The organism is Lysinibacillus sp. TE18511 (assembly GCF_054062295.1).
In genome coordinates, this window is the sequence record NZ_JBSSFD010000021.1 from 30,178 (window position 1) to 50,234 (window position 20,057).

Sequence of the window (20,057 nt, forward strand, 5' to 3'; positions counted from 1 at the left end):
ATGCAAAAGTCTATATGCATTGGACATTTTTTATACAATATGTTTAATAAATATTTCGGTTGCATTGAAAATAAAAAAGCATCAGATCACTTTAAATTTTATGAAAAAGTGAATATATCCATACTTTATATGTGTTTCTTACAGTAAATCTAAGCTTTTTATTCTTTCAATTTCTTCTCTCGATAAGCCTAATAAATCCATTATTTCTTCAACCGTTTCATGACGTTTCAGCAATTTTTTCACTAACTCTATTTGCGCTTGTTTACGCCCTTGCTCTATTCCCTGCTCTATTCCTTGTTCTAACCCTTGTTCTAACCCTTGTTCTAATCCTTGTTCTCTCCCCTTATTGATACCATCTATATAACGAGCTTCTTCATCTAGGATATACTTTAAACGAGACTGATAAGCAAGAATAGTTTCAGGGGCCTGACTGATTTCCTCCCACGTATCAAATGCTGCACGTAAGTTCTCATCTTTCATTGCTAACTCCTCCAATTCACGATATATCTCTGCATATACTTTCTTTTTCCGACCATCGACCATACCAAGTAATAACAACCATCGAATTAAGATATCATCGAGAGCATTTAACTTTTCTTCTTGCCAAAGAGTAATAAACTTGTTCATCTCTATAAAGTGAATTTCCAGCACATCTTCGTCTGGCATTAGCCTTGATAATATTCTGTCTTCATACAGATGATAAGTACTATGATAATCTTTGTTGTCTTTAAACATTGTAAAATTGCATATATTGATCGTAATGGTTGGGCGTAATTCACTGTATCCCATACCTCTAACTAGTTGGGTTTCATACATTTTTGCCCAATAATATAGCGTTCTCTTTGTCATATCTTGCTGATTGGATAGCTGAATTTCCACATTGATAAAGTCACCATTTTGTGTTTTCACAAGAATATCGAGCCGAGATTGTTTATCGTCCTGATATTCACCGCCCAATTCATGCTGAATAAATGTTACTTCTTTAATAGTGTCCCGTCCTGTAAGTTTAAGAACCGCATTCAAAAAAACAATCGTAATTTTTTTATTCTTTTCACTACCGAACAATTGCTTGAAGGCAAAATCAACCTTCAAATCAAAAAACTTATCTAACGGAATTCTTCGTATTGCTTTTCGATTCATCAGGCATCACCTCTTTTTTATTACTATCATTATAGCATGGGTTACTATTAGACCTCTATAAAACATCAAAAACGAATTATGTTACTTACAAAACCTTAAATATGTGTAAAGGCCTATTAATCTCAATTACAGAGCCATCGAAGAAGATGATATCGTTTAGTACACAAAAGAAGCCATGTTCATTTTACTGAAACATAGCTCCTTTTTCGTTAATTTCCATAACACTTCTTATATTTCTGCTACTACCAAAGGATATACCTACATTGGTAACACCATTATTTTTATATTAATTCCTTAGCAAGTAGCTTATAGGAATTCTTGCGACTTTCTAGTGCATATTGATTGCAGTTAAGCATCACTTCGTCAAATCCATATCGCTCTTGCTCTGCTACTAAAAATTCAGCGATTTCTTTAGGAGTTCCGACAAGATTGGCTTTACGATTATCCGCAATTGTCATTTTATCCAACTCCGTAAGTGGGTAATCCTGTGCTTCCTCAGGTGACATTACCTGAATGATTTGTCCCTTCATAAGCTGAAGTCGAGTAATATCAACAGGCCTAGCCAAATATTCCGCTTCCTCTAATGTATCTGCAACTGTTGCCGCATAGGTAACGATTATTTGTGGTTTCTCCATGTAATAGGAAGGTGTAAAGTAAGCCTTATACGCATCAAAAATATCCTTTGACATATTTCCAGTGAAAAACTGCGCATATGAATAACCCACACCTAGTCGTCCTGCCTGCATAGCGCTTTGACCACTAGAACCAAGTAACCAAGCCTCTGGTAATTGAATATTTACTGGTGCCGCTATCACTTGGTCATAAACATTTTCGCCCGTTTTTTGATTATTCATCAATTTTAAAATGATTTCGAGCTTATCATACTGCTCTGTAAATGGTTGTCTTCTTCCTTCAGCTAGTGCATTAATAGAAGCATGGTCGCCACCAGGGGCTCTTCCTACACCAAAGTCAATTCGATTCGGTGCCAAGCCACATAATGTTTTAAAGACCTCTGCCAGTTTATACGGTGAATAGTGCATCATCATCACACCACCTGTTCCGATGCGAAGACGCTTTGTTTTTGCAGCTAAAAAAGCAGCTGTCACCTCGGGCGCTGAACTTGCCAATGAATGACTATTATGATGCTCCGCTAGCCACATACGATGATAGCCAAGCTCTTCACCTAAAAGCGCTATTTGTTCTGTGCGCTGAAAGGCTTCCTCCGCAGTATGGCCTTTTGGTACAGGCATTTGATCTAAAATACTTAATCTCATTGAACACACCTCTTTGTCTCTATGTCCTCCTCTTCACTCTAATATAGGAAGGTCTTTTTACAAAGCAAAAGACCTTACTCATAAGCAATCTGCTCCATATGCCATGTTTCATAAACCATGCCAATAAGTAATCGTCTTTGTTCCGCACTCAATACTTCATCATTAAACTTCGTTGCATAAACAGTAAATTGCTGAGTTTGTTCATCTATTACAAACTGTAAAATCGCATGTCCCTTTTCACCTTGAAATGTAATATCACCTGATAATTCGACAACATGTTCACCAGTTTTAGCCTGATAATATCGCCAATATGGTTCAAAAAATGCATAATTAAATGCATTACGAACAGCTACATCTGAAAAATTTTCCAAATATCCTTCTTTCACTATATCGATATACTCATGATCTGTAATATCTTTTTTAGCATTATAAACATATCCGACAAGTAGCCCCATAAGAACAACACAAATAAATACTCTTACATGATTTGCTAAACTCAAATGTCATCACGTCCCCTTTACGTAAAAAACACTATCACCTACATAATACATTAAAAAATGTACTTAAAATAGAATATTTTTGTTTTTTGTAGAATTTCGAAATATTAAATAAAAATCTACTACTACTCTATTAAAAAAAATAATAGAGAAATACTATTTAAGCTATTTACAGTCATTTTTCATTTCGCTAATATCAAATTATTATCATAGAAAAGAGATGACCTATTGTGCCTTTCGATTTAGATGTAAACATTTTACTCATTCTTATCTTTTTTGGCTTTCTTGCTGCATTTATCGATTCTGTTGTAGGAGGAGGCGGGCTTATTTCATTACCAGCGCTTATGTTTGTTGGTCTTCCACCATCTGCGGCCGTGGCAACCAATAAATTAGCAGGTACAATGGGGTCACTAACAAGCACTTTGACTTTTTATCGCTCTGGACTATTAGATATTAAATCCGTTTATAAATTGTTCCCGTTTGCTTTTATAGGTTCAATGATTGGTGCATGGATTGTCCATCTAATGGATCCTAGCGTTCTCAAACCACTAATGCTTGTAATGCTAGCAGCCGTAGCTATTTACACTATTTTCAAAAAAGACTGGGGTAGCATTTCTACCCATAAAAAAATGACACCTAAACGTTACGCATTTTTTGTGGTGATCATTACCTTAATCGGGTTCTATGACGGCTTTTTAGGGCCAGGGGCAGGCTCATTTCTACTATTCGCCTTTTTAATGGTTGGCTTTGACTTTTTAAAATCAGCAGGCAATGCCAAATTTTTAAATTTCGCAAGTAATATTGCCGCCCTTCTTATGTTTATATACTTAGGGCAAATAAATTATGCCTATGGTTTACCAATGGGACTTGCACAAATTGCTGGAGCCATTGTTGGTTCTAAATTTGCCATTAAACGTGGTAGTGGGTATGTACGTAAATTATTTATCGTAGTGACAATTCTATTACTATTGAAAAATACATATGACTATTTTTCATAATTGGTTCGATGGGAGACTTCTGTACCTGTCGCTACGCTTTCGGTACAAAAATTATCTGCTGAAAGAAATACAATTATTTTCATCACAACACTTAAATGGTTGTGTATGATCGCTTTTGTTTTGTATGGTACTACTTTAGAATGATAAAACTTATCTCATAGTAGAGGTAAGTTTTTTTATTGCTATCAACTTTTTCTCCCCTTTTGCACGTCTAGTAGTTGTATACAATTTGAAAATTAAAAAGGAGCTTCTTTGGACATGAAAACAAGAAATGCATTTCAACATGAAGAAATATTTGTCCAGCTTATTCGTGAACAGAAAGAACGGTTTTATTTGCTCGCGTATAACTATACAAAAAATGAACAGGACGCACTTGATGTTGTACAAGACAGTATTCAAAAAGCAATGCTTTCACTTGATCGACTAGAAAATGTCGAGTATATGAAAAGCTGGTTTTATAAAATCGTCGTACGTACTGCTATTGATTTTTTACGTAAGCATAAACGCTTACAGGTGACAGACGATGATACATTGCAATATTTAACACCTGCACAAGAGGATGTCTACGAAAACGTTGACTTAGAGCATGCGTTAGAGGATTTACCTCAAATGTATCGTGAAGTTGTCATTTTACACTATTTTGAAGATTTAAAGCTCGCTGATGTAGCAGATATCCTTAACATTAAGTTGAGCACAGCTAAATCTCGCCTTTATAAAGCGTTAAAACTGTTAAAAATCCAAATGCAAGATGTGAAGGGAGAAACAGCACATGGATGAGAAATTAAAACAATTAGAAAAACAATATAATGAAATACCTATTCCAAAGGAACTTGATTTTGTAGTTGAGAAAGCACTAAAGCATGGCAAAAAGAAGAGAAAAAACCGAGCACCACAATGGTTACTTGGATCTGCAGCGGCTGCAGTCCTTTTTACAGCTAGTTTAAATGTTAGTCCAGCAATGGCACGAACTCTTTCAGAAATTCCTGTTGTTGGTAGTATCGTAAAAGTTTTAACATGGACTGAATATGAGGTAAAAGAAGAAACATTTGATGCTGACATTAAAGTCCCTTCTATTGAAAACTTAGAAAATAAAGATCTTGCCAATACTTTAAATGAAAAATACCGTTCAGAAGGTAAGGCTCTTTATGATGACTTTGTTTCTGAAGTTGATTATGTAAAAGGACAGGGAGGTGGTCACGTAGGAATCGATAGCGGCTATGAAATTAAAACAGACAATGAGCAAATCTTATCGATTGGTCGTTATACGGTCAATACCGTTGGATCATCTTCTACAGTTATGCAGTACGATACAATTGATAAACAAAATGAAATATTAATTACATTGCCGATGCTATTTAAAGATGATCATTATATTAAAACGATCAGTGAAAACATTATTGAACAAATGCGTGGACAAGCGGCATCCGACTCAGATAAAACGTACTGGGTAAAAGGAGGAGGCATTCCTGACGAAGAGCTTTTTGACGAATTTAAAGCTATTAAAGCGGATCAACAATTCTATATTTCTGATAAAGGAAAGCTTGTTATCTCCTTCGATAAATACGAAGTAGCACCTGGCTATATGGGTATAGTAGAATTTGAAATCCCAACAGATGTCCTGAAAAAGGATCTTGTAAGTTCTGAGTATATTCATTAATCATTTTGAAATAAATATAGTTCCAAAACACGAGGTATTTGACGATAAATTGTCAAATACCTCGCTTTTTTATGTATCAAACACTCATTTAAGAGGAGCCTGCCATGCTTATAATCCTCTCACTTTTTGTCAAAGCTAAAGTGTATCAATTAACGTTAGAGGGTTTTCATATGAAAGGTGTAGGATCAATTAGTATTTTACATGTTGTTTTTTTATCCATGACTGTCATTGGCTTAAAAAATCACGTGACAATTATTCCCCCACTACTTGATGTTGCAGGAAGGGACGGATGGATCTCTGTACTAATGTCCTCAGCTATTATATTCTTTTGGCTATTTCTTTTAGTTTATATTCAAAAAAAGACAAATCAGGAGCCAATTAGGGACTGGTTAGATGAAAAAATCGGAAAAACAGGCTCAACAATTATTATTTATAGTATCGCTATATTTTTATTCATCCTCAGTGCTTTTACGATGGTTGAAACTCTGCAATGGGTAAACACAACGTTTTTACCTCAAACTCCAGTCATTATGTTATTACTCATATATACAGTTCTTTGTATTTTACTCGTTACAACAAGTTTACAAACCATTGCTATTTTAAATGTCTTTGTATTATTCGGTGTAGTAGTCTTTGGATTTTTTGTCGCATTTACAAATCTACAGGTAAAAGAATACGACTTATTACGCCCATTTTTTGAGCACGGATTCACCCCTGTTATGAAAGGGATGATTTATCCCGCTTCAGGATTTATTGAGCTATTAATGCTTTTATTTTTACAACATCAATTTAAAGAGCGTATTCGTTGGTATCATTTTGGCATCATGCTTTTCATATTAATGGGGCTTACTTTAGGTCCGCTGATCGGTGCAATTACAGAATTTGGTCCAACTGAAGCGGCAAAGCAAAGATATCCTGCTTACGAGGAATGGGGATTAGTATCGATTGGTCGTTATATTGAGCATCTTGACTTTTTCTCTATTTATCAATGGCTTACTGGAACATTTATACGAGTTGGCTTCTTTTTATATATAATAGCGGATTTACTGAAAATGACTGGGGATCCAAAACGAATATGGAAAATGCTAGCTCCCCCCTTCTTTCTATTTTGTTTGCCGTTAATTATTTTAAATGAAAACATATTTTTGAAAGTGAAAGGGAACTATATATTAACAGCTACTTTTATTTTCTTTTTTCTTTTATCCATTTTTTTCGTACTAGTAGCTTTCTTTTCAAATAAATCTTCTAAAAAAGGGAAACCTGAAAAACAAGAAATGGAAAGTGGTGAGTTATAATGCCTCAGCAGGAGAAGGCTATAGACCTAAACACCTTAAAAAAACTATTTCAAAAATCAGCAGATATTCAATTTCAGGAATATACATTTAATCAACAAAAGGTTCAATTCATAACTTGTGATGCAATGATAGACCAACACCTGCTCAATGAAGTCATTATTAGGCGCATCCAATTTCTTTATGATCATTTAGCTGATACTTCCTTTGAAGAAAATATTACAAATCAACTTCATATCCCGACTCTTCAAAAAGTCAAAGATAAAGAAGAAGCTATTACCTTTGTATATACTGGTTTCTTATTACTTTATTTTGAGGAAGAAGAACTTTTATATGCTAGTAATATCGCTAAAAAGCCTAATCGAAATCCGGAAGAGACGAGAATGGAAGTTCTTGTTAAGGGACCTAGAGATAATTTTATTGAAGATATTCGCGTCAACATTGCACTATTGCGCAAACGTTTACCAACGAATTCGTTTTGTGTAGAAAAAATGGAAGTAGGTAAACGTTCAAAAACAACCGTGGCTATTCTTTATTTCGATGATATTGTCGATATGGATATTTTACATGGAATAAAAAAACAACTGGCATCTGTAGATACAGATATTGTCTTTAGCGGGGATATATTAATGGAGCGGATTAACAAAAACTCCAAGCTTTTCCCGAAATTTGATTATACTGGACGGCCCGATTATGCTATTCAGTCTCTAATTAGAGGACGCTTTCTCATTCTCGTTGATGGTGTAGCATATGCCGTCGTCACACCCGTAAATTTATTTTTATTGCTGAAATCTGCAGAGGATAATGAATATCCTGTCATTTTCAGTTCTATTGAACGACTTTTGAGGATTTTAGGGATTTTAATTGGTTTACTGTTGCCCGCATTTTGGCTCTCACTAACGACTTATCACCAAAATCAACTACCATTTCAGCTCTTAGCAACAGTTGTCCAAGCAAAAACAGGGCTACCGCTCCCCTCCTCCCTCGAAATGTTACTAATGCTATTAATGTTTGAATTGTTTCGTGAAGCTGGCTTACGTCTGCCTTCTGTTATTGGAGGTACGATAAGCGTTGTTGGCGGTTTAATTATTGGTGATGCAGCCATTCGCGCAGGTGTGACAAGTCCAGAAATGATTGTAGTTATTGCGATCTCTACCATTGCATCATTTACACTTGTTAACCAATCTCTTGTTACAACCATCAGTATATTGCGTATTGCTTTCATTCTTGCCAGTGCATTTTTTGGTTTATTTGGATTTTTTATATCCCTCTACCTTACACTTCTTTACTTATGTAATATCCGAATCTATGGTTACTCTTACATGAATCTTGCCACAGATTTAAATTGGTCAACTATTAAAAAATCGATCTTCCGCTTATCCGCAAAAAGTTATACTGAGCGTAATAAAGCACTTGCACCTCAGGATTACACCCGTACCGCTGAAAACGAGAAGAAGCAATGAAGAAAAAAAGACAATAAGAAATATCCCCTCAAATGAGCATAACTATTTGAGAGGATATTTCAATTTGAATGATGCCATTTTTAGGGTTCTTCACCAAAACGTGTGGTTGATTTCCGTTCCGACTGGGCGTCCGATGAGCCGCTTCACTCGCGTTGCTCGCTCCAGGGTCTCGGGGCAACAGGATGTTGGTCACGAAGGCGTTATCACAGGACGTGATGGTTTTAGCCTTCGTTCCTCTATCACTAATCCCCAAGGAGTCACCCAGCCTCCACTCCAATCAACTTATTTACATAGTATATGTTTTAACAAATGTCATCCACAACTTTTGGTGATGAGCCATTTTAATTTAATTCAACATACTCCTGCATGGACGGCTCCCCTTGTCCTTTACGAAACTGAATATGATGAAGCTTAGCGAATATGCCATTTTGTGCAACAAGCTCATCATAAGTTCCATCTTCTTCAATTCCATTTGGTGTCACTACTAGGACTCGATCAGCATTGCGGATGGTTGCCAGTCGATGGGCAATAACTAGGGTTGTTCGATTTTCAGCAAGCTCTGTTAATGACTGTTGGATAATCATCTCTGTTTCTGTATCCAAAGCAGAGGTTGCTTCGTCTAATATTAAAATCGGTGGGTTTTTTAGGAACATTCGAGCAATGGCAATTCGTTGCTTTTGTCCACCAGAAAGCTTTAAGCCACGCTCTCCGATTTGAGTCTCATAGCCATTTGGAAGCTCTGCGATAAATGCCGCTAAATGTGCCTTTTTAGCCGCCTCACGAATTTCTTCCTCACTAGCACCTAATTTTCCATAGGCAATATTTTCTCGAATAGTACCTGTAAATAAAAAGACATCTTGCTGTACGATACCAATTTGTGAACGTAATGAAGACTGTGTCATATTTCGCACATCAATCCCATCAATCGTAATGGCACCGCTACTTACTTCATAGAACCTTGGAATTAAAGAACAAATCGTTGTTTTACCCGCTCCAGATGGACCAACAAATGCAATCGTTTGTCCAGCAAGTACGTCAAAGGAAATATCCGTTAACACCGTTTTGGATGTGTCATAATTAAAATGAACATTGTTAAATGAAATATCTCCGTAAAGATGTTGAACTGCCTTTGCACCTTCACGATCCTGGATTTCTGGTTCCTGTTCTATTAATTCACGGAAGCGTTTAAAGCCTGCCATCCCCTTTGGATAAAGCTCTAGCAATGCACTAATTTTATCGATTGGTTTAATTAGAACATTTGTATATAAAACAAAGCTAACTAGCTCACCGTAAGATAGTTTGCCACTAAAGCTTAGCCATGACCCAACAACAAGCACAACTAACGTTAACAAACGTGTCATCATATAAATACTGGAGTGCGTTCCTGCCATAATTTTATAAGCATACAATTTGGCAGAGCGGAAAAAGCCGTTTTGCTCCTTAAAGCGTTCAATTTCAAACGCTTCATTTGTAAAGGATTTGACGACGCGTACGCCAGATACACTATCCTCTACACGACCATTCACATCAGCGATTTTCCCATACATTGTTTTCCATGCATTGTTCATTTTAATATTGCTAAATGTAACAAGCCATGTTAAAAACGGCACCATTATTGCGGCAATTAACGCTAATGTTGGATTAACATTAAACATAATAGCAAAGGCCCCGACAAATGTCATAATCGCAATAAATAAATCCTCCGGTCCATGATGGGCAAACTCGCCGATATCAAATAAATCATTTGTAATACGGCTCATAATATGGCCTGTTTTCGTATTATCAAAAAAACGGAATGATTGACGCTGAACATGTGTAAATAACTCTTGTCGCATATCTGTCTCGATGTTAATACCTAGTTTATGTCCTAAATAGTTGACAATAAAGTTAAGGACTGTGCTAATTACATAAACAAGTAATAATAACACACTTACTTTGACAATCATGCCCCAGTCACCTGTAGGTAATAGCTCGTCAATAAACCACTGAACAGCTAGAGGAAATGCGAGTTCTAAAATTGCTACAATGATCGCACTCGAAAAATCGATCACAAATAATCGTTTATGTGGTTTGTAATATGAAAAAAACTTTCTATACATGTATGTCTCCTCTCTATGCTGCTAAAATTTTCGCATCTCTCCAATAGTACCACTTGTTTAAACTGTTCGGTAAAGGATTTTTTCACCAAAGCTTCATATTTTTATTTGCAATGGATTAGAAACATGTTATAATCCATTTATAAAGAATTGAATAGCTTTTGACAATTATGTCAAAGGGGAGTAGCTAGCAGATGTAAATGAAACATCTGATTTCACATTCGTCATTACATGGTCATATGCCATCGGGTGTGAAGGCATTTTTTTGTCGTACAAGATATTTTTCTGTGCAACTAACAGTTAATTGCTTAGCAAGACCTTTGCCTATTTTTTAGGCAGAGGTCTTTTTCTTTTGCCTAAAATGCAAAGAATACGTTAAAAGCAGTACATTCATTTCTGTTCGAAGTATAAAGGAGGAAACAAATTTGGAGGCAATTTTATTAGAATACGCATGGGTACTCATCGTATTAATTGTACTAGAAGGTTTATTAGCTGCTGATAATGCAGTTGTTATGGCCGTTATGGTAAAACATTTACCTAAGGAACAACAGCAAAAAGCACTATTATATGGTTTAATAGGCGCATTTATTTTCCGCTTTGCTGCACTATTCCTTATTACAACGCTCGTTAATTTCTGGCAAATTCAAGCTCTTGGTGCTGCATACTTATTATTCATGTCTGGGAAGCATATTTATGATTCACGGAAGGCTGCACAAAACCCCGAAGAGATTCAAGAGCCTAAAAAACAATCTGGCTTCTGGATGACTGTGATGAAAGTTGAGCTTGCCGACATCGCCTTTGCGGTAGATTCAATTTTAGCAGCGGTCGCTATTGCAGTAACGCTACCACATGTCGGAAATTTTGATATTGGCGGCATTAATGTTGGTCAATTCTCAGTGATGTTCTTAGGTGGTATTATCGGTGTTATCATGATGCGTTTTGCGGCTCGTTGGTTCGTGCAAGTTCTTGATAAATTCCCATCACTTGAAACAGCTGCCTTCCTAATCGTAGGCTGGGTTGGTGTAAAGCTGGCTGTTCTAGCATTAGCACACGAAAAACTAGCTATCATTCCACATGATTTTCCACACTCAACAACGTGGAAGCTTATTTTCTGGACTGTATTAATTGGTATTGCCCTTGGTGGATACTTAGTTGGCGTGAAAAACCAAAAGAAAAATGCAAAATAATTAATCAAAAATTCGCCTAGACATACCATCTTGGCGAGTTTTTGATTTTATACAATATCTCAGGGATTACCTATCTACTTCTGCCAAAAAACTGGCTAGTCTAGATCCGCAATGATTGTTCCCACAAACCGAAGAAGCTTGGCAATCAATTGTCAGAACGGAGGAGCATTTTGTGGATGCTTCACTCTTCATTTAATTTAGAACCATTTTTTTAAAAATTTGAATCTTTTTAGAAACTGTTTCGTATAATTATAGAAAATTATTTTACAAAAGAAAGGATTTTTCAACATGGCATATGCTAACCGCAATCATAACTTGAACAAAATTTTGAAACACTTTGCCTTTATGTGGGTGTTAACAGTAATCGGTATGTACATCGCAACATTTTTACCCCCTGCTATTATCATGCCGATATCCATTATTACAATTGTGCTTCTTATCATTGCCTGCTTTGTGCGAAGTCTGAAACTCGCTAATTCCATTATGTATACGATCCCCTTCTTAATGGGAATTACACTATTTTGGACAACACAATTTTTCATTGCAGAGCTAGGACAACAGCTTGTGTTACTTGTTTTCGTAGCGACCGTAGCCATCTTCATTGTGCTAGCACTTGTTGGTATGATGATGAATAAAGACATTTCCAATTGGGGAAGCTATTTATTCACCGTATTAATCGTCGTACTCGTATTTTCTCTAGTTTTCATGTTTATCCCTGTAAGCAATATGGTTGGACTGATTATAGCAGGAGTAACTGTACTACTATTTAGTCTCTATACCGTTTATGACTTTAACCGAATCCGACATAATCACGTTTCAGATGATGAAGTCGTTGGTATGGCCTTAAATCTTTACTTAGATTTTATTAATTTATTTACTAATCTATTAGAAGTAATTTGGCGATTAAAAGAGGAATTTGAATAAAATTAAAGCTTTCTTCAGTGGGGTTGGGGTTCGCTTCATCCCCCATTGGATAAAAGGACACAAGCTAAAACCTTCATTTCCTATGAAAATGCTTGTGTGACCAACATCCTGTTGTCCCTCACCAATCGGGCTTTTACAGGCAGTTAACTTCCCATCATACTCCTTAATTTTGAGGTAGGAATCTTACTGCGGGATTTTTTAATTGAGAATAAATATCATTTGTATAACACCCTACCTTCGTTGTATACTATAAGACATCAACAGGTATTTACTACTAAGGGAGGAAAACTTTTATGTTATCTGAAAAACTACACACAGCACTAAACGAACAAATGAATTTTGAATTTTACTCAGCGCACGCCTATATGGCAATGGCGGCATACTGTACAGATCAAGATTATGATGGCTTTGCCAACTTCTTTTTAGTACAGGCCGAAGAAGAGCGCTTCCATGCTATGAAATTTTATAATTTTCTAAGTGATATGGGCTACCGCGCAACAATCCACGGCTATGATAGCCCTGAAAATAATTTTGATTCGATTCTACATGCTTTTAAATCTGCTCTTTCACACGAAAAAGAAGTGACTCGCCGCATTTACAATTTATCCGATATCGCTTTAGATGAACGTGAGCATGCGACAATGGCTTTCTTAAAATGGTTCATAGACGAGCAAGTAGAAGAAGAATCAACATTCGATACGTTAATTCGTAAAATTGAACGCATTCAAAGTGATTCCAACGCAATCTTTATGCTTGATGCTGAATTAGCAAGTCGTAAATTTACACCTGATGCTGAAGCATAAAATTTAAAATTAATTAATAAAGAATCTGCCGTATGAGCAGATTCTTTTTTTGACTATTTCAATGGAATATCAACCGTTTGAGTAAAAAATTTTCATAATGTGTGAAATAAATGTAGTCTGGATTGGCAACTCCCTTTATGTCATTTGTTTCTGTTTGTTCGATTACGTATTCATCAGGTCTATGGTCCAACTAAATATGCGATGTTCTTCTCAAAAAGAAAACATATCCCAAAAAACATGGATATGCTTCATCAACAAGTTTTTTATTCATTCACAGTTTACTTTCGTCGCTCATATGGCTTAGCTGCTTCGCTAGCTTTAAAATTATAAACGGGTGTAATCACTTTTAATATATCAGCCGTTTCCTCGAGAACAGATGTAATTTCTGACATCGGCTTATAAGCCATTGGCGCTTCATCCAACGTTTCTTCGTTTACAGATGTTGTCCAGATACCTCGCATCGTTTCTTTAAAATCTTCCATGTTTAGCGCTTCCTTTGCAGCACGTCGAGAATACATACGCCCCGCTCCATGTGGTGCCGAATAATTCCATTCTGCATTCCCTTTCCCTATACAAATAAGTGAGCCATCTCGCATATTCATAGGAATAACAAGCTTCTCTCCTTTATTTGCTCGAACGGCACCTTTTCTTAACGTCATTGTTTCCGTATCAATATAGTTATGGATCGTATCAAACGTTTCGTTAAAATGCCAGTTCATATGCTGCGCGATTGTTTCGGCAATTGTCCAGCGATTCATCCGAGCATATTGCTGAGCTATTTTCATATCGTGAATATAATCATCGAAATACTCACCCTCTAAATAGGCCAAATCTTTTGGTACAATAGGATTTTGCTCTTTATAAGCTTGAATCATCGCTTGAATTTCTTTTTCCCGCCCCTGATTTTTCAGTTCGCCTATTTTTTCTTTTAAATCTTCTCGCTGCAATGTTTCACAGGCTCTTTTTTGATGCCAATTTGCTACCTTAGCTCCGACATAACGCGAGCCAGTATGGATAAGTAAATAATGTGTGCCTGCTTCATCTTTTGCAAGCTCTATAAAATGATTGCCTCCCCCAAGTGTACCTAGTGATAAATTCGTATAGTCATCCTTTAAGCCACTCGCCACAAACTGTTTTCCTTCGAATTCTACAAAATGGCGGGCAGGCGATACTTCCTGATGGATATCCTGTCCGCTTGGTATATGTGCTCGAATTGTAGCATCAAGTTTAGAAAAATCTATACCCGTCTCATTTAACTCAGCTACAAATACACCGCAACCTACATCAATGCCTACAAGGTTAGGCACTACACGATTCTGAAGCTGAATCGTTGTGCCAATAACACAGCCCTTCCCTGCATGATAATCTGGCATAATCCGTACTTTTGTTCCTTCCATAAAAGCTTGATTTGCCAATTCTTTAATTTGATCGATAGCCGATTGTAATGCTGTATTAGAATAAATTTTCACTTCCGTAAAACGTCCGTTAATTTGAATCATTTTAATCCCTCCTTCTATTTATACGAAAAAATACCATATTTTGTTTCATCCCTCATCATAAAAAAATGCCCTAAAAGTTTAAATTACTTTTAGGACATTTTCTTTTACAGTCTATTCTTCATATTGAATATCTAATTTTTTCGGAATTTCTGGTATATCGTTCGATTTTACATCTGCTTCTACTAAAGCTAACGTATGTAACGGATATTTTTGCTGAGCTTCAAAAGGAATTGCAGTACTTTCCATTTTTTTGTTCATTTGACTACGTGCAAGTAAACCACTATTTGTTAAGTCAATGCTCACTATACTGTTTATTGTTTCTTTTAGCATTTCAATATCCTTTGCTCTAAGAGGCATTTGCTCGTCCATTAAAAATGGTTGAATCTTTTCTTTCATATAGCCCTGTGCCTCAATCAAACAAGAAAATTCATTTAATTTGTTCGCGTATAATTGTAATTGGTGCTTTTCTCTTGAACGTTGTTGGTTAAGCTCTTGCACTTTTTGCTCAATACGTGCCAAACGTTTTCCCGATAAATCCATTAGATGACTTTGTATGGATTGAATGGACTGAAGAATCAATGTCTCCGTTTCGTGCACTTTTTCAAAATGTGCAATACATAGTTCTTGCTGCTCATTTAACTTGTCGACACGTTCCTTGAAAAAGTCATTTTGTGTATGCTGACCAAAAATAGCCTTGATCAGACCTTTTCCATGAATTTTTTTATGTTGTGCGTCCAATCGATCATATTCACGCATATATTCGCTCTGCATATTGCGATATTCCCGTACCTTTAGTTGATAATAAATAGCCTTTTCTGTAAAGCTTTCCACAAGTTCATCTTGTAAATAATCATTTTGTGAAATGGTTTGTAAAAGCTGGTATAATGTTTGAACATTTTTAAATACATTGGCAACCTGTTCGTATTCTTGCTCATATTCAGTCACAATCGTTAAATCACGTTGATAGCGTGAAAATTCATATTGTGTATCGCCTGCGTACTTTTCAATGTTCTCAACAGCAGATTGGAATGGATCTCTTTGTGGAATAACAGTTAATTCGAAGCGGAATCGTTCAAGCCATTGTAAGAAGCGAATTATAATGGCATACGTTTTCTTATCACTATTTTCTGCAACTCGTTGAATTTCTGTAATTAAATGCTCGTACTGGCTTTTTTGCCAAAGTTCATCACTGTTAGTCTGTTTAGCTTCAAGTGCTTCTGTTGCAGAGATAGCAACAAAGTTACTTATTAAATGGCCAAATCGTTCTCTCTCTGAATTGATAAACATCTCCGTATTTTCATTTGAATCAATACCATTGATGACACAAAGAGGCTCAACACCTTTGTTTTTTAAGGTTTCCATCAATAATATTTCTGGATAAATAGCCATTGAACCTGAGCGTAATACCCAAAAGATTTCGTCAACGCGGTTCATCAACGCTTCTGGGAAATAGGCCATTTCTCCTCCCCCTGCCTCCAATGAAACAGAATCTATGATTGTAACTGATTTTAATAAATCATTTTTCAAATATACTTCTAGGTAATCTAAATGCTCGCGTAGTATTTCAGATGCAAAAGTATCGCCAGTAGTCAATAATTCTAGCTTACTCATATCGAATATGGCTACAACGCCATCTAAAAAATACGCCTTTATTTCTTCATTTTCACCGTAACGCAAGAATGTATTTACACCTGTAGAATGCTGATCATTAACTGACAAAACTTGACGTCCTAGCAGTCCATTCACTAGTGTTGTTTTTCCAACACGCTCTTTCCCAACAATAAGAATCATCGTTTCGTTGTTAGCATCTTGAATGATACGATTTAAGTGTTTAGCTGTATCTTTCACATATGTATTTTGTACAATAATGCCATGTAATTGGCGTAAATGATCCACAAACTGTGGCAAAATATTATTCGCTGAGGTTGTATTTTCAATTGGCACATTGTCAATGTTCGTCATCCTCATAACCTCTTTTCGTATGTATATATATTCATTATAAATGAAACTATCCCTTCTCTAATACATAGTACTTAGAATTAATAATAAAAAAGGATAATTTACTTACTTTCAGTTGTCACAAATAGGAGTTCATACTTATATTATAAAACCTATAATCTCAAATATTAATCCCCACTAAGACTAAAAGAAATATTATATATATAACTATTATAAATTAAATAGGAGAGTTAGTCTTTCAGCACCTACTCTCCTGTTCTGTTTTATTAAAGTGACTTTTATACTATTAATTCGCTGTCATTGTTCTTTATTCTTCTCCAGCCATACGTGCGTAAACGGCTTCAAGTGTTGGCATCCCGCTTTGGGCACCACATTTCTCTACAGATAAAGAAGCAGCAAGATTTGCGAAGTACACGGCCTGATCCAAAGACTGTCCTTCTACTAATGCATAAGCGAGTGCACCGTTAAACGTATCTCCTGCGCCAGTCGTATCTACTGCATTTGTCATAAAACCTGGAACATGTATTGGATATTCGCCATCAAAATAGCGTGCTCCATCACTACCTAACGTAATAATCATCTTATTAGGATATTTTTCCAATAGTTGATCAAAATGATCGCCAAACAATTGCTTACACTCTGTTTCATTTGGTGTGATATAAGTGATATCTTCCATCCACTGCATATTAAAATTAGCCGCTGGTGCTGGGTTTAATAAAACAGGTACATTCGCTTCTTTACATAATTTTATTGCATACGCCGTCGTTTCCATTGGGATTTCTAGCTGCATAATGACCATCTGACTTTTTTGAATGATTTCTTTCACTGCCTCTATATGGTCAGGCTTTAATTCATAATTAGCGCCAGGTACGACAATGATGCGGTTATCATTATTGTAGATTAGAATATTAGCTATCCCAGTAGGTACTGACGTGCTTGCAATCGCTTCTGTTTCAATGTGCTCTTGCTGTAAAACAGTGCGCAAAGTTTCACCAAAACTATCAGAGCCCACACACCCTATCATTGCGATTTCACTTCCTAGACGTGCAGCAGCAACTGCCTGATTAGCCCCTTTTCCTCCTGGCATTGTTTGGAAATCTTTACCAAGGATTGTTTCACCCTGCTTTGGAAAAGCTTCCATTTGTACAACTAAATCCATATTTAAGCTACCTATAACTGTAATCATCTGTTGACCTACTTTCTTTTTATTTTTCCATTCTAACCGAGAAAACAGTAGAAAGACAGGATCATTTACATTTGATTATTTTGCATGAAGTATTTAGCTTCTCATCTGATATTCTCCAGCTTTTTTAATGGGTATTACCTAAAGCTGTCTTTAAAAAAGTCTACAATAAAAGTGAAGTTAATTATTTCAATACATAATTTATAGTTTTCCCAATAAACCTTTCCTTGCCTCTAATTCAATTCTTCGATCACAATCTTCACAGGAAAATTTCCCTTGCATATTTTGTTTATACAGTCTATATTTCTTTGATCCTTCTACCACTTCAAATGTTTCCTTACAAAAAATACAACGAAGCGAATAACTAATCATAGTGTTTCCTCCTTTAAACCTATGTGGATTTTTTTGGAATATAGCACAAACCATAATGAAACCGAAAATATAATACTTATAATACCTAAAATAATTGCAGTCATTTGAAGCGTAAATAATTCTGCAAACAGACCTAATAGAAACGTAAAGGTAATTTGTAAAATATTTTGAAATATATTTGAAATACTACCGAATCTCCCCATCATTTCTGGTGGTACATTTTGCTGATAAAATGTTTCATAACCTGTATTACTAAATGCCATAAAAAAGCCTAGAAAAATAAAACTTACACATGCCAATATACTTGATGTCGAAGCATAAAAGGCTGTATAAAACAGCATTGTCAAGAACAAGCCAAAAGCCATATATGAACGGGTAGACCATTTTTTCGCAAAGCTAGCAGCAACCAATCCACCTAAAATTGCTCCTGCTCCTGCAATACTCACAAAAGCTCCATATATGCTATCGGATAAAGCTAAATCTTGTTTTATAAATGTCGCTTCTTGAGAATCAAGCGCAAATGCAATCATTAACGCACTTTGGAACAATAAATAAATCGTAATAAATAATGGATTTTGTCGGATGAAAGCCACTACAGTTACATAATCACTTTTTTATATTTGCCAAGTAATACGTTGCCTCGAAGTTTCCTTCACATCATCTACATCAGGTAATAAGTAAATAATTATCGCACATACAAAAAATGTAAAGCTATTGAACCAAATTGTAACTGTTGTATTAAAAAGCATGATGAGAAGACCCGCTAGTGCTGGACCTACTAAAAACGAACCTGAATTGAACGTGCCAAGTATTGCGTTGAATCGTTGTCTATCTTCTGAGGGAATAAATTTTGTAATATAATATGTACTACTAGGTCCAAAGTAACTACTCGCCATATTTGCTAAAAACAACAGCGCATAGATGAGCCAAATAGATTCCATAAACGGCATACAAAAAACGATAACACCTCGTATCATATCAGTTGTAATCATCAACTTGCGTTTATTCATACGATCAATGAAAGAGCCTGCGACCAAGTTGGTTAAAACTCTAGCGATAGGACCGACGATAAAGATCCCGGCCATCGCTGTAGGTGATTGTGTTAAATGCCATACAAATAAATTAAGCGCAACGAGGTAAATCCAGTTCCCTAAATTGGAAAAACCTAAGCCCCCAATTAACAGACTGTATTTTCGAATGATATTCATGATAGTTCCCCCTTTCAAAATAACTAGCCTCATCATCATCCGAATCGTTTCACTGCCCCCTAATAAACAATCCATTTATTTCCTCATAAATATATTATCAAAATATTGCATTAATTTGTTGTGTATTTTTACAAAACATTAACTTATCAATTATACCTCGACATAATTGCGTCCGGTGGCATTGGGGCAACAGATGTTTTTTGTGCGAAAGCGCAGTGTTAACGTAGCGGCAGCAACACGTTTTTTTCTGTGCGAAAGCGAAGCGGCAGCAACACGTTTTTTTCTGTGCGAAAGCGAAGCGACAGCAACATGTTTTTTCTGTGCGAAAGCGAAGCGACAGCAACACCAACACGATGTTAGCAGGTGTGTTGATTGACCATTTTTATCCATCCTAATAATTAGAAGGCTCCGCATTTATGAGCTTTGATCATTCAGTGTTCGGGTGTGCTTTGAACGATATCCCACTTCACATCCCTTGAAGTAGGAGTCTTCTGTCGGGAATAAA

At 36.0% G+C, this 20,057-nt stretch carries 20 protein-coding genes; 9 read left to right on the plus strand and 11 right to left on the minus strand.

The features are described from left to right. Positions 1-138: 138 nt before the first annotated feature. From ACVWXS_RS15490 to ACVWXS_RS15500, 3 genes are all read right to left on the minus strand, one after another. On the minus strand, positions 139-1,140 hold the full coding sequence (locus tag ACVWXS_RS15490; RefSeq protein ID WP_456958911.1) for an Rpn family recombination-promoting nuclease/putative transposase: 1,002 nt from the start codon (positions 1,138-1,140) through the stop codon (positions 139-141). Positions 1,141-1,421: 281 nt separating this feature from the next. Then, positions 1,422-2,414 (minus strand): LLM class flavin-dependent oxidoreductase, encoded by a 993-nt coding sequence (locus tag ACVWXS_RS15495; protein WP_456958913.1) that lies wholly within the window; start codon positions 2,412-2,414, stop codon positions 1,422-1,424. Positions 2,415-2,488: 74 nt separating this feature from the next. Then, positions 2,489-2,914, minus strand: coding sequence for a hypothetical protein (locus ACVWXS_RS15500; RefSeq protein WP_427421644.1), 426 nt, complete (start codon positions 2,912-2,914; stop codon positions 2,489-2,491). Positions 2,915-3,141: 227 nt separating this feature from the next. On the opposite strand from ACVWXS_RS15500, the gene ACVWXS_RS15505 reads away from it, so the two are divergent. From ACVWXS_RS15505 to ACVWXS_RS15525, 5 genes are all read left to right on the plus strand, one after another. Beyond that, complete coding sequence (locus ACVWXS_RS15505; protein ID WP_368635153.1) at positions 3,142-3,909, plus strand: TSUP family transporter; 768 nt, start codon at positions 3,142-3,144, stop codon at positions 3,907-3,909. A 258-nt stretch (positions 3,910-4,167) separates the two neighbouring features. Continuing rightward, the gene (locus ACVWXS_RS15510) at positions 4,168-4,686 is read left to right on the plus strand and encodes a sigma-70 family RNA polymerase sigma factor (RefSeq protein ID WP_068984625.1); all 519 of its coding nucleotides are present in this window, start codon (positions 4,168-4,170) and stop codon (positions 4,684-4,686) included. Next, a complete protein-coding gene (locus ACVWXS_RS15515) occupies positions 4,679-5,566 on the plus strand; it encodes a DUF3298 domain-containing protein (RefSeq protein ID WP_456958916.1) in 888 nt (295 codons plus the stop codon). Before ACVWXS_RS15510 ends, ACVWXS_RS15515 begins: the two co-directional genes overlap by 8 nt. A gap of 104 nt (positions 5,567-5,670) precedes the next feature. Continuing rightward, positions 5,671-6,861 (plus strand): endospore germination permease, encoded by a 1,191-nt coding sequence (locus ACVWXS_RS15520; protein WP_456958918.1) that lies wholly within the window; start codon positions 5,671-5,673, stop codon positions 6,859-6,861. Further along, positions 6,861-8,321 carry a spore germination protein gene (locus tag ACVWXS_RS15525; protein WP_456958919.1) on the plus strand — a complete coding sequence of 487 codons (1,461 nt, stop codon included), beginning with the start codon at positions 6,861-6,863 and terminating at the stop codon, positions 8,319-8,321. Before ACVWXS_RS15520 ends, ACVWXS_RS15525 begins: the two co-directional genes overlap by 1 nt. Positions 8,322-8,349: 28 nt before the next feature. On the opposite strand, the gene ACVWXS_RS15530 is transcribed toward ACVWXS_RS15525, so the two are convergent. Further along, positions 8,350-8,598, minus strand: a complete 249-nt coding sequence (locus tag ACVWXS_RS15530; RefSeq protein WP_456958921.1) for a hypothetical protein — start codon at positions 8,596-8,598, stop codon at positions 8,350-8,352. A gap of 64 nt (positions 8,599-8,662) precedes the next feature. Further along, positions 8,663-10,420 carry an ABC transporter ATP-binding protein gene (locus tag ACVWXS_RS15535; RefSeq protein ID WP_456958922.1) on the minus strand — a complete coding sequence of 586 codons (1,758 nt, stop codon included), beginning with the start codon at positions 10,418-10,420 and terminating at the stop codon, positions 8,663-8,665. A 422-nt stretch (positions 10,421-10,842) separates the two neighbouring features. On the opposite strand from ACVWXS_RS15535, the gene ACVWXS_RS15540 reads away from it, so the two are divergent. The 3 genes from ACVWXS_RS15540 to ACVWXS_RS15550 all read left to right on the plus strand — a co-directional run bounded on the left by ACVWXS_RS15540 (position 10,843) and on the right by ACVWXS_RS15550 (position 13,331). After that, positions 10,843-11,604 (plus strand): TerC family protein, encoded by a 762-nt coding sequence (locus ACVWXS_RS15540; protein WP_427497210.1) that lies wholly within the window; start codon positions 10,843-10,845, stop codon positions 11,602-11,604. 315 nt (positions 11,605-11,919) lie between these two features. Then, the gene (locus ACVWXS_RS15545; RefSeq protein WP_456958924.1) at positions 11,920-12,528 is read left to right on the plus strand and encodes a Bax inhibitor-1/YccA family protein; all 609 of its coding nucleotides are present in this window, start codon (positions 11,920-11,922) and stop codon (positions 12,526-12,528) included. A gap of 293 nt (positions 12,529-12,821) precedes the next feature. Beyond that, positions 12,822-13,331, plus strand: coding sequence for a ferritin (locus ACVWXS_RS15550; RefSeq protein WP_374966305.1), 510 nt, complete (start codon positions 12,822-12,824; stop codon positions 13,329-13,331). 278 nt (positions 13,332-13,609) lie between these two features. Here the strand turns inward: ACVWXS_RS15550 and ACVWXS_RS15555 are convergent, their stop codons facing one another. The 6 genes from ACVWXS_RS15555 to ACVWXS_RS15580 form a co-directional block, all read right to left on the minus strand. Beyond that, complete coding sequence (locus ACVWXS_RS15555) at positions 13,610-14,830, minus strand: RtcB family protein (RefSeq protein WP_456958926.1); 1,221 nt, start codon at positions 14,828-14,830, stop codon at positions 13,610-13,612. A 111-nt stretch (positions 14,831-14,941) separates the two neighbouring features. Then, positions 14,942-16,792: a dynamin family protein gene (locus ACVWXS_RS15560; RefSeq protein WP_456958927.1), complete on the minus strand. Its 1,851-nt coding sequence runs from the start codon at positions 16,790-16,792 to the stop codon at positions 14,942-14,944. A 304-nt stretch (positions 16,793-17,096) separates the two neighbouring features. Next, entirely contained in the window at positions 17,097-17,975 is an 879-nt protein-coding gene (gene rbsK / locus ACVWXS_RS15565) for a ribokinase (protein ID WP_456958928.1), read from the minus strand. Positions 17,976-18,173: 198 nt separating this feature from the next. Beyond that, complete coding sequence (locus tag ACVWXS_RS15570) at positions 18,174-18,344, minus strand: DUF2197 domain-containing protein (protein WP_368636783.1); 171 nt, start codon at positions 18,342-18,344, stop codon at positions 18,174-18,176. Next, positions 18,341-18,937 carry an MFS transporter gene (locus tag ACVWXS_RS15575; protein ID WP_402986470.1) on the minus strand — a complete coding sequence of 199 codons (597 nt, stop codon included), beginning with the start codon at positions 18,935-18,937 and terminating at the stop codon, positions 18,341-18,343. Before ACVWXS_RS15575 ends, ACVWXS_RS15570 begins: the two co-directional genes overlap by 4 nt. A gap of 21 nt (positions 18,938-18,958) precedes the next feature. Beyond that, positions 18,959-19,552, minus strand: a complete 594-nt coding sequence (locus tag ACVWXS_RS15580; protein WP_456958929.1) for an MFS transporter — start codon at positions 19,550-19,552, stop codon at positions 18,959-18,961. Between the two features lie 175 nt (positions 19,553-19,727). Between ACVWXS_RS15580 and ACVWXS_RS15585 the strand changes: the two genes are divergently transcribed. Further along, entirely contained in the window at positions 19,728-19,928 is a 201-nt protein-coding gene (locus tag ACVWXS_RS15585; protein WP_456958931.1) for a hypothetical protein, read from the plus strand. The last annotated feature ends 129 nt before the right edge of the window (positions 19,929-20,057 follow it).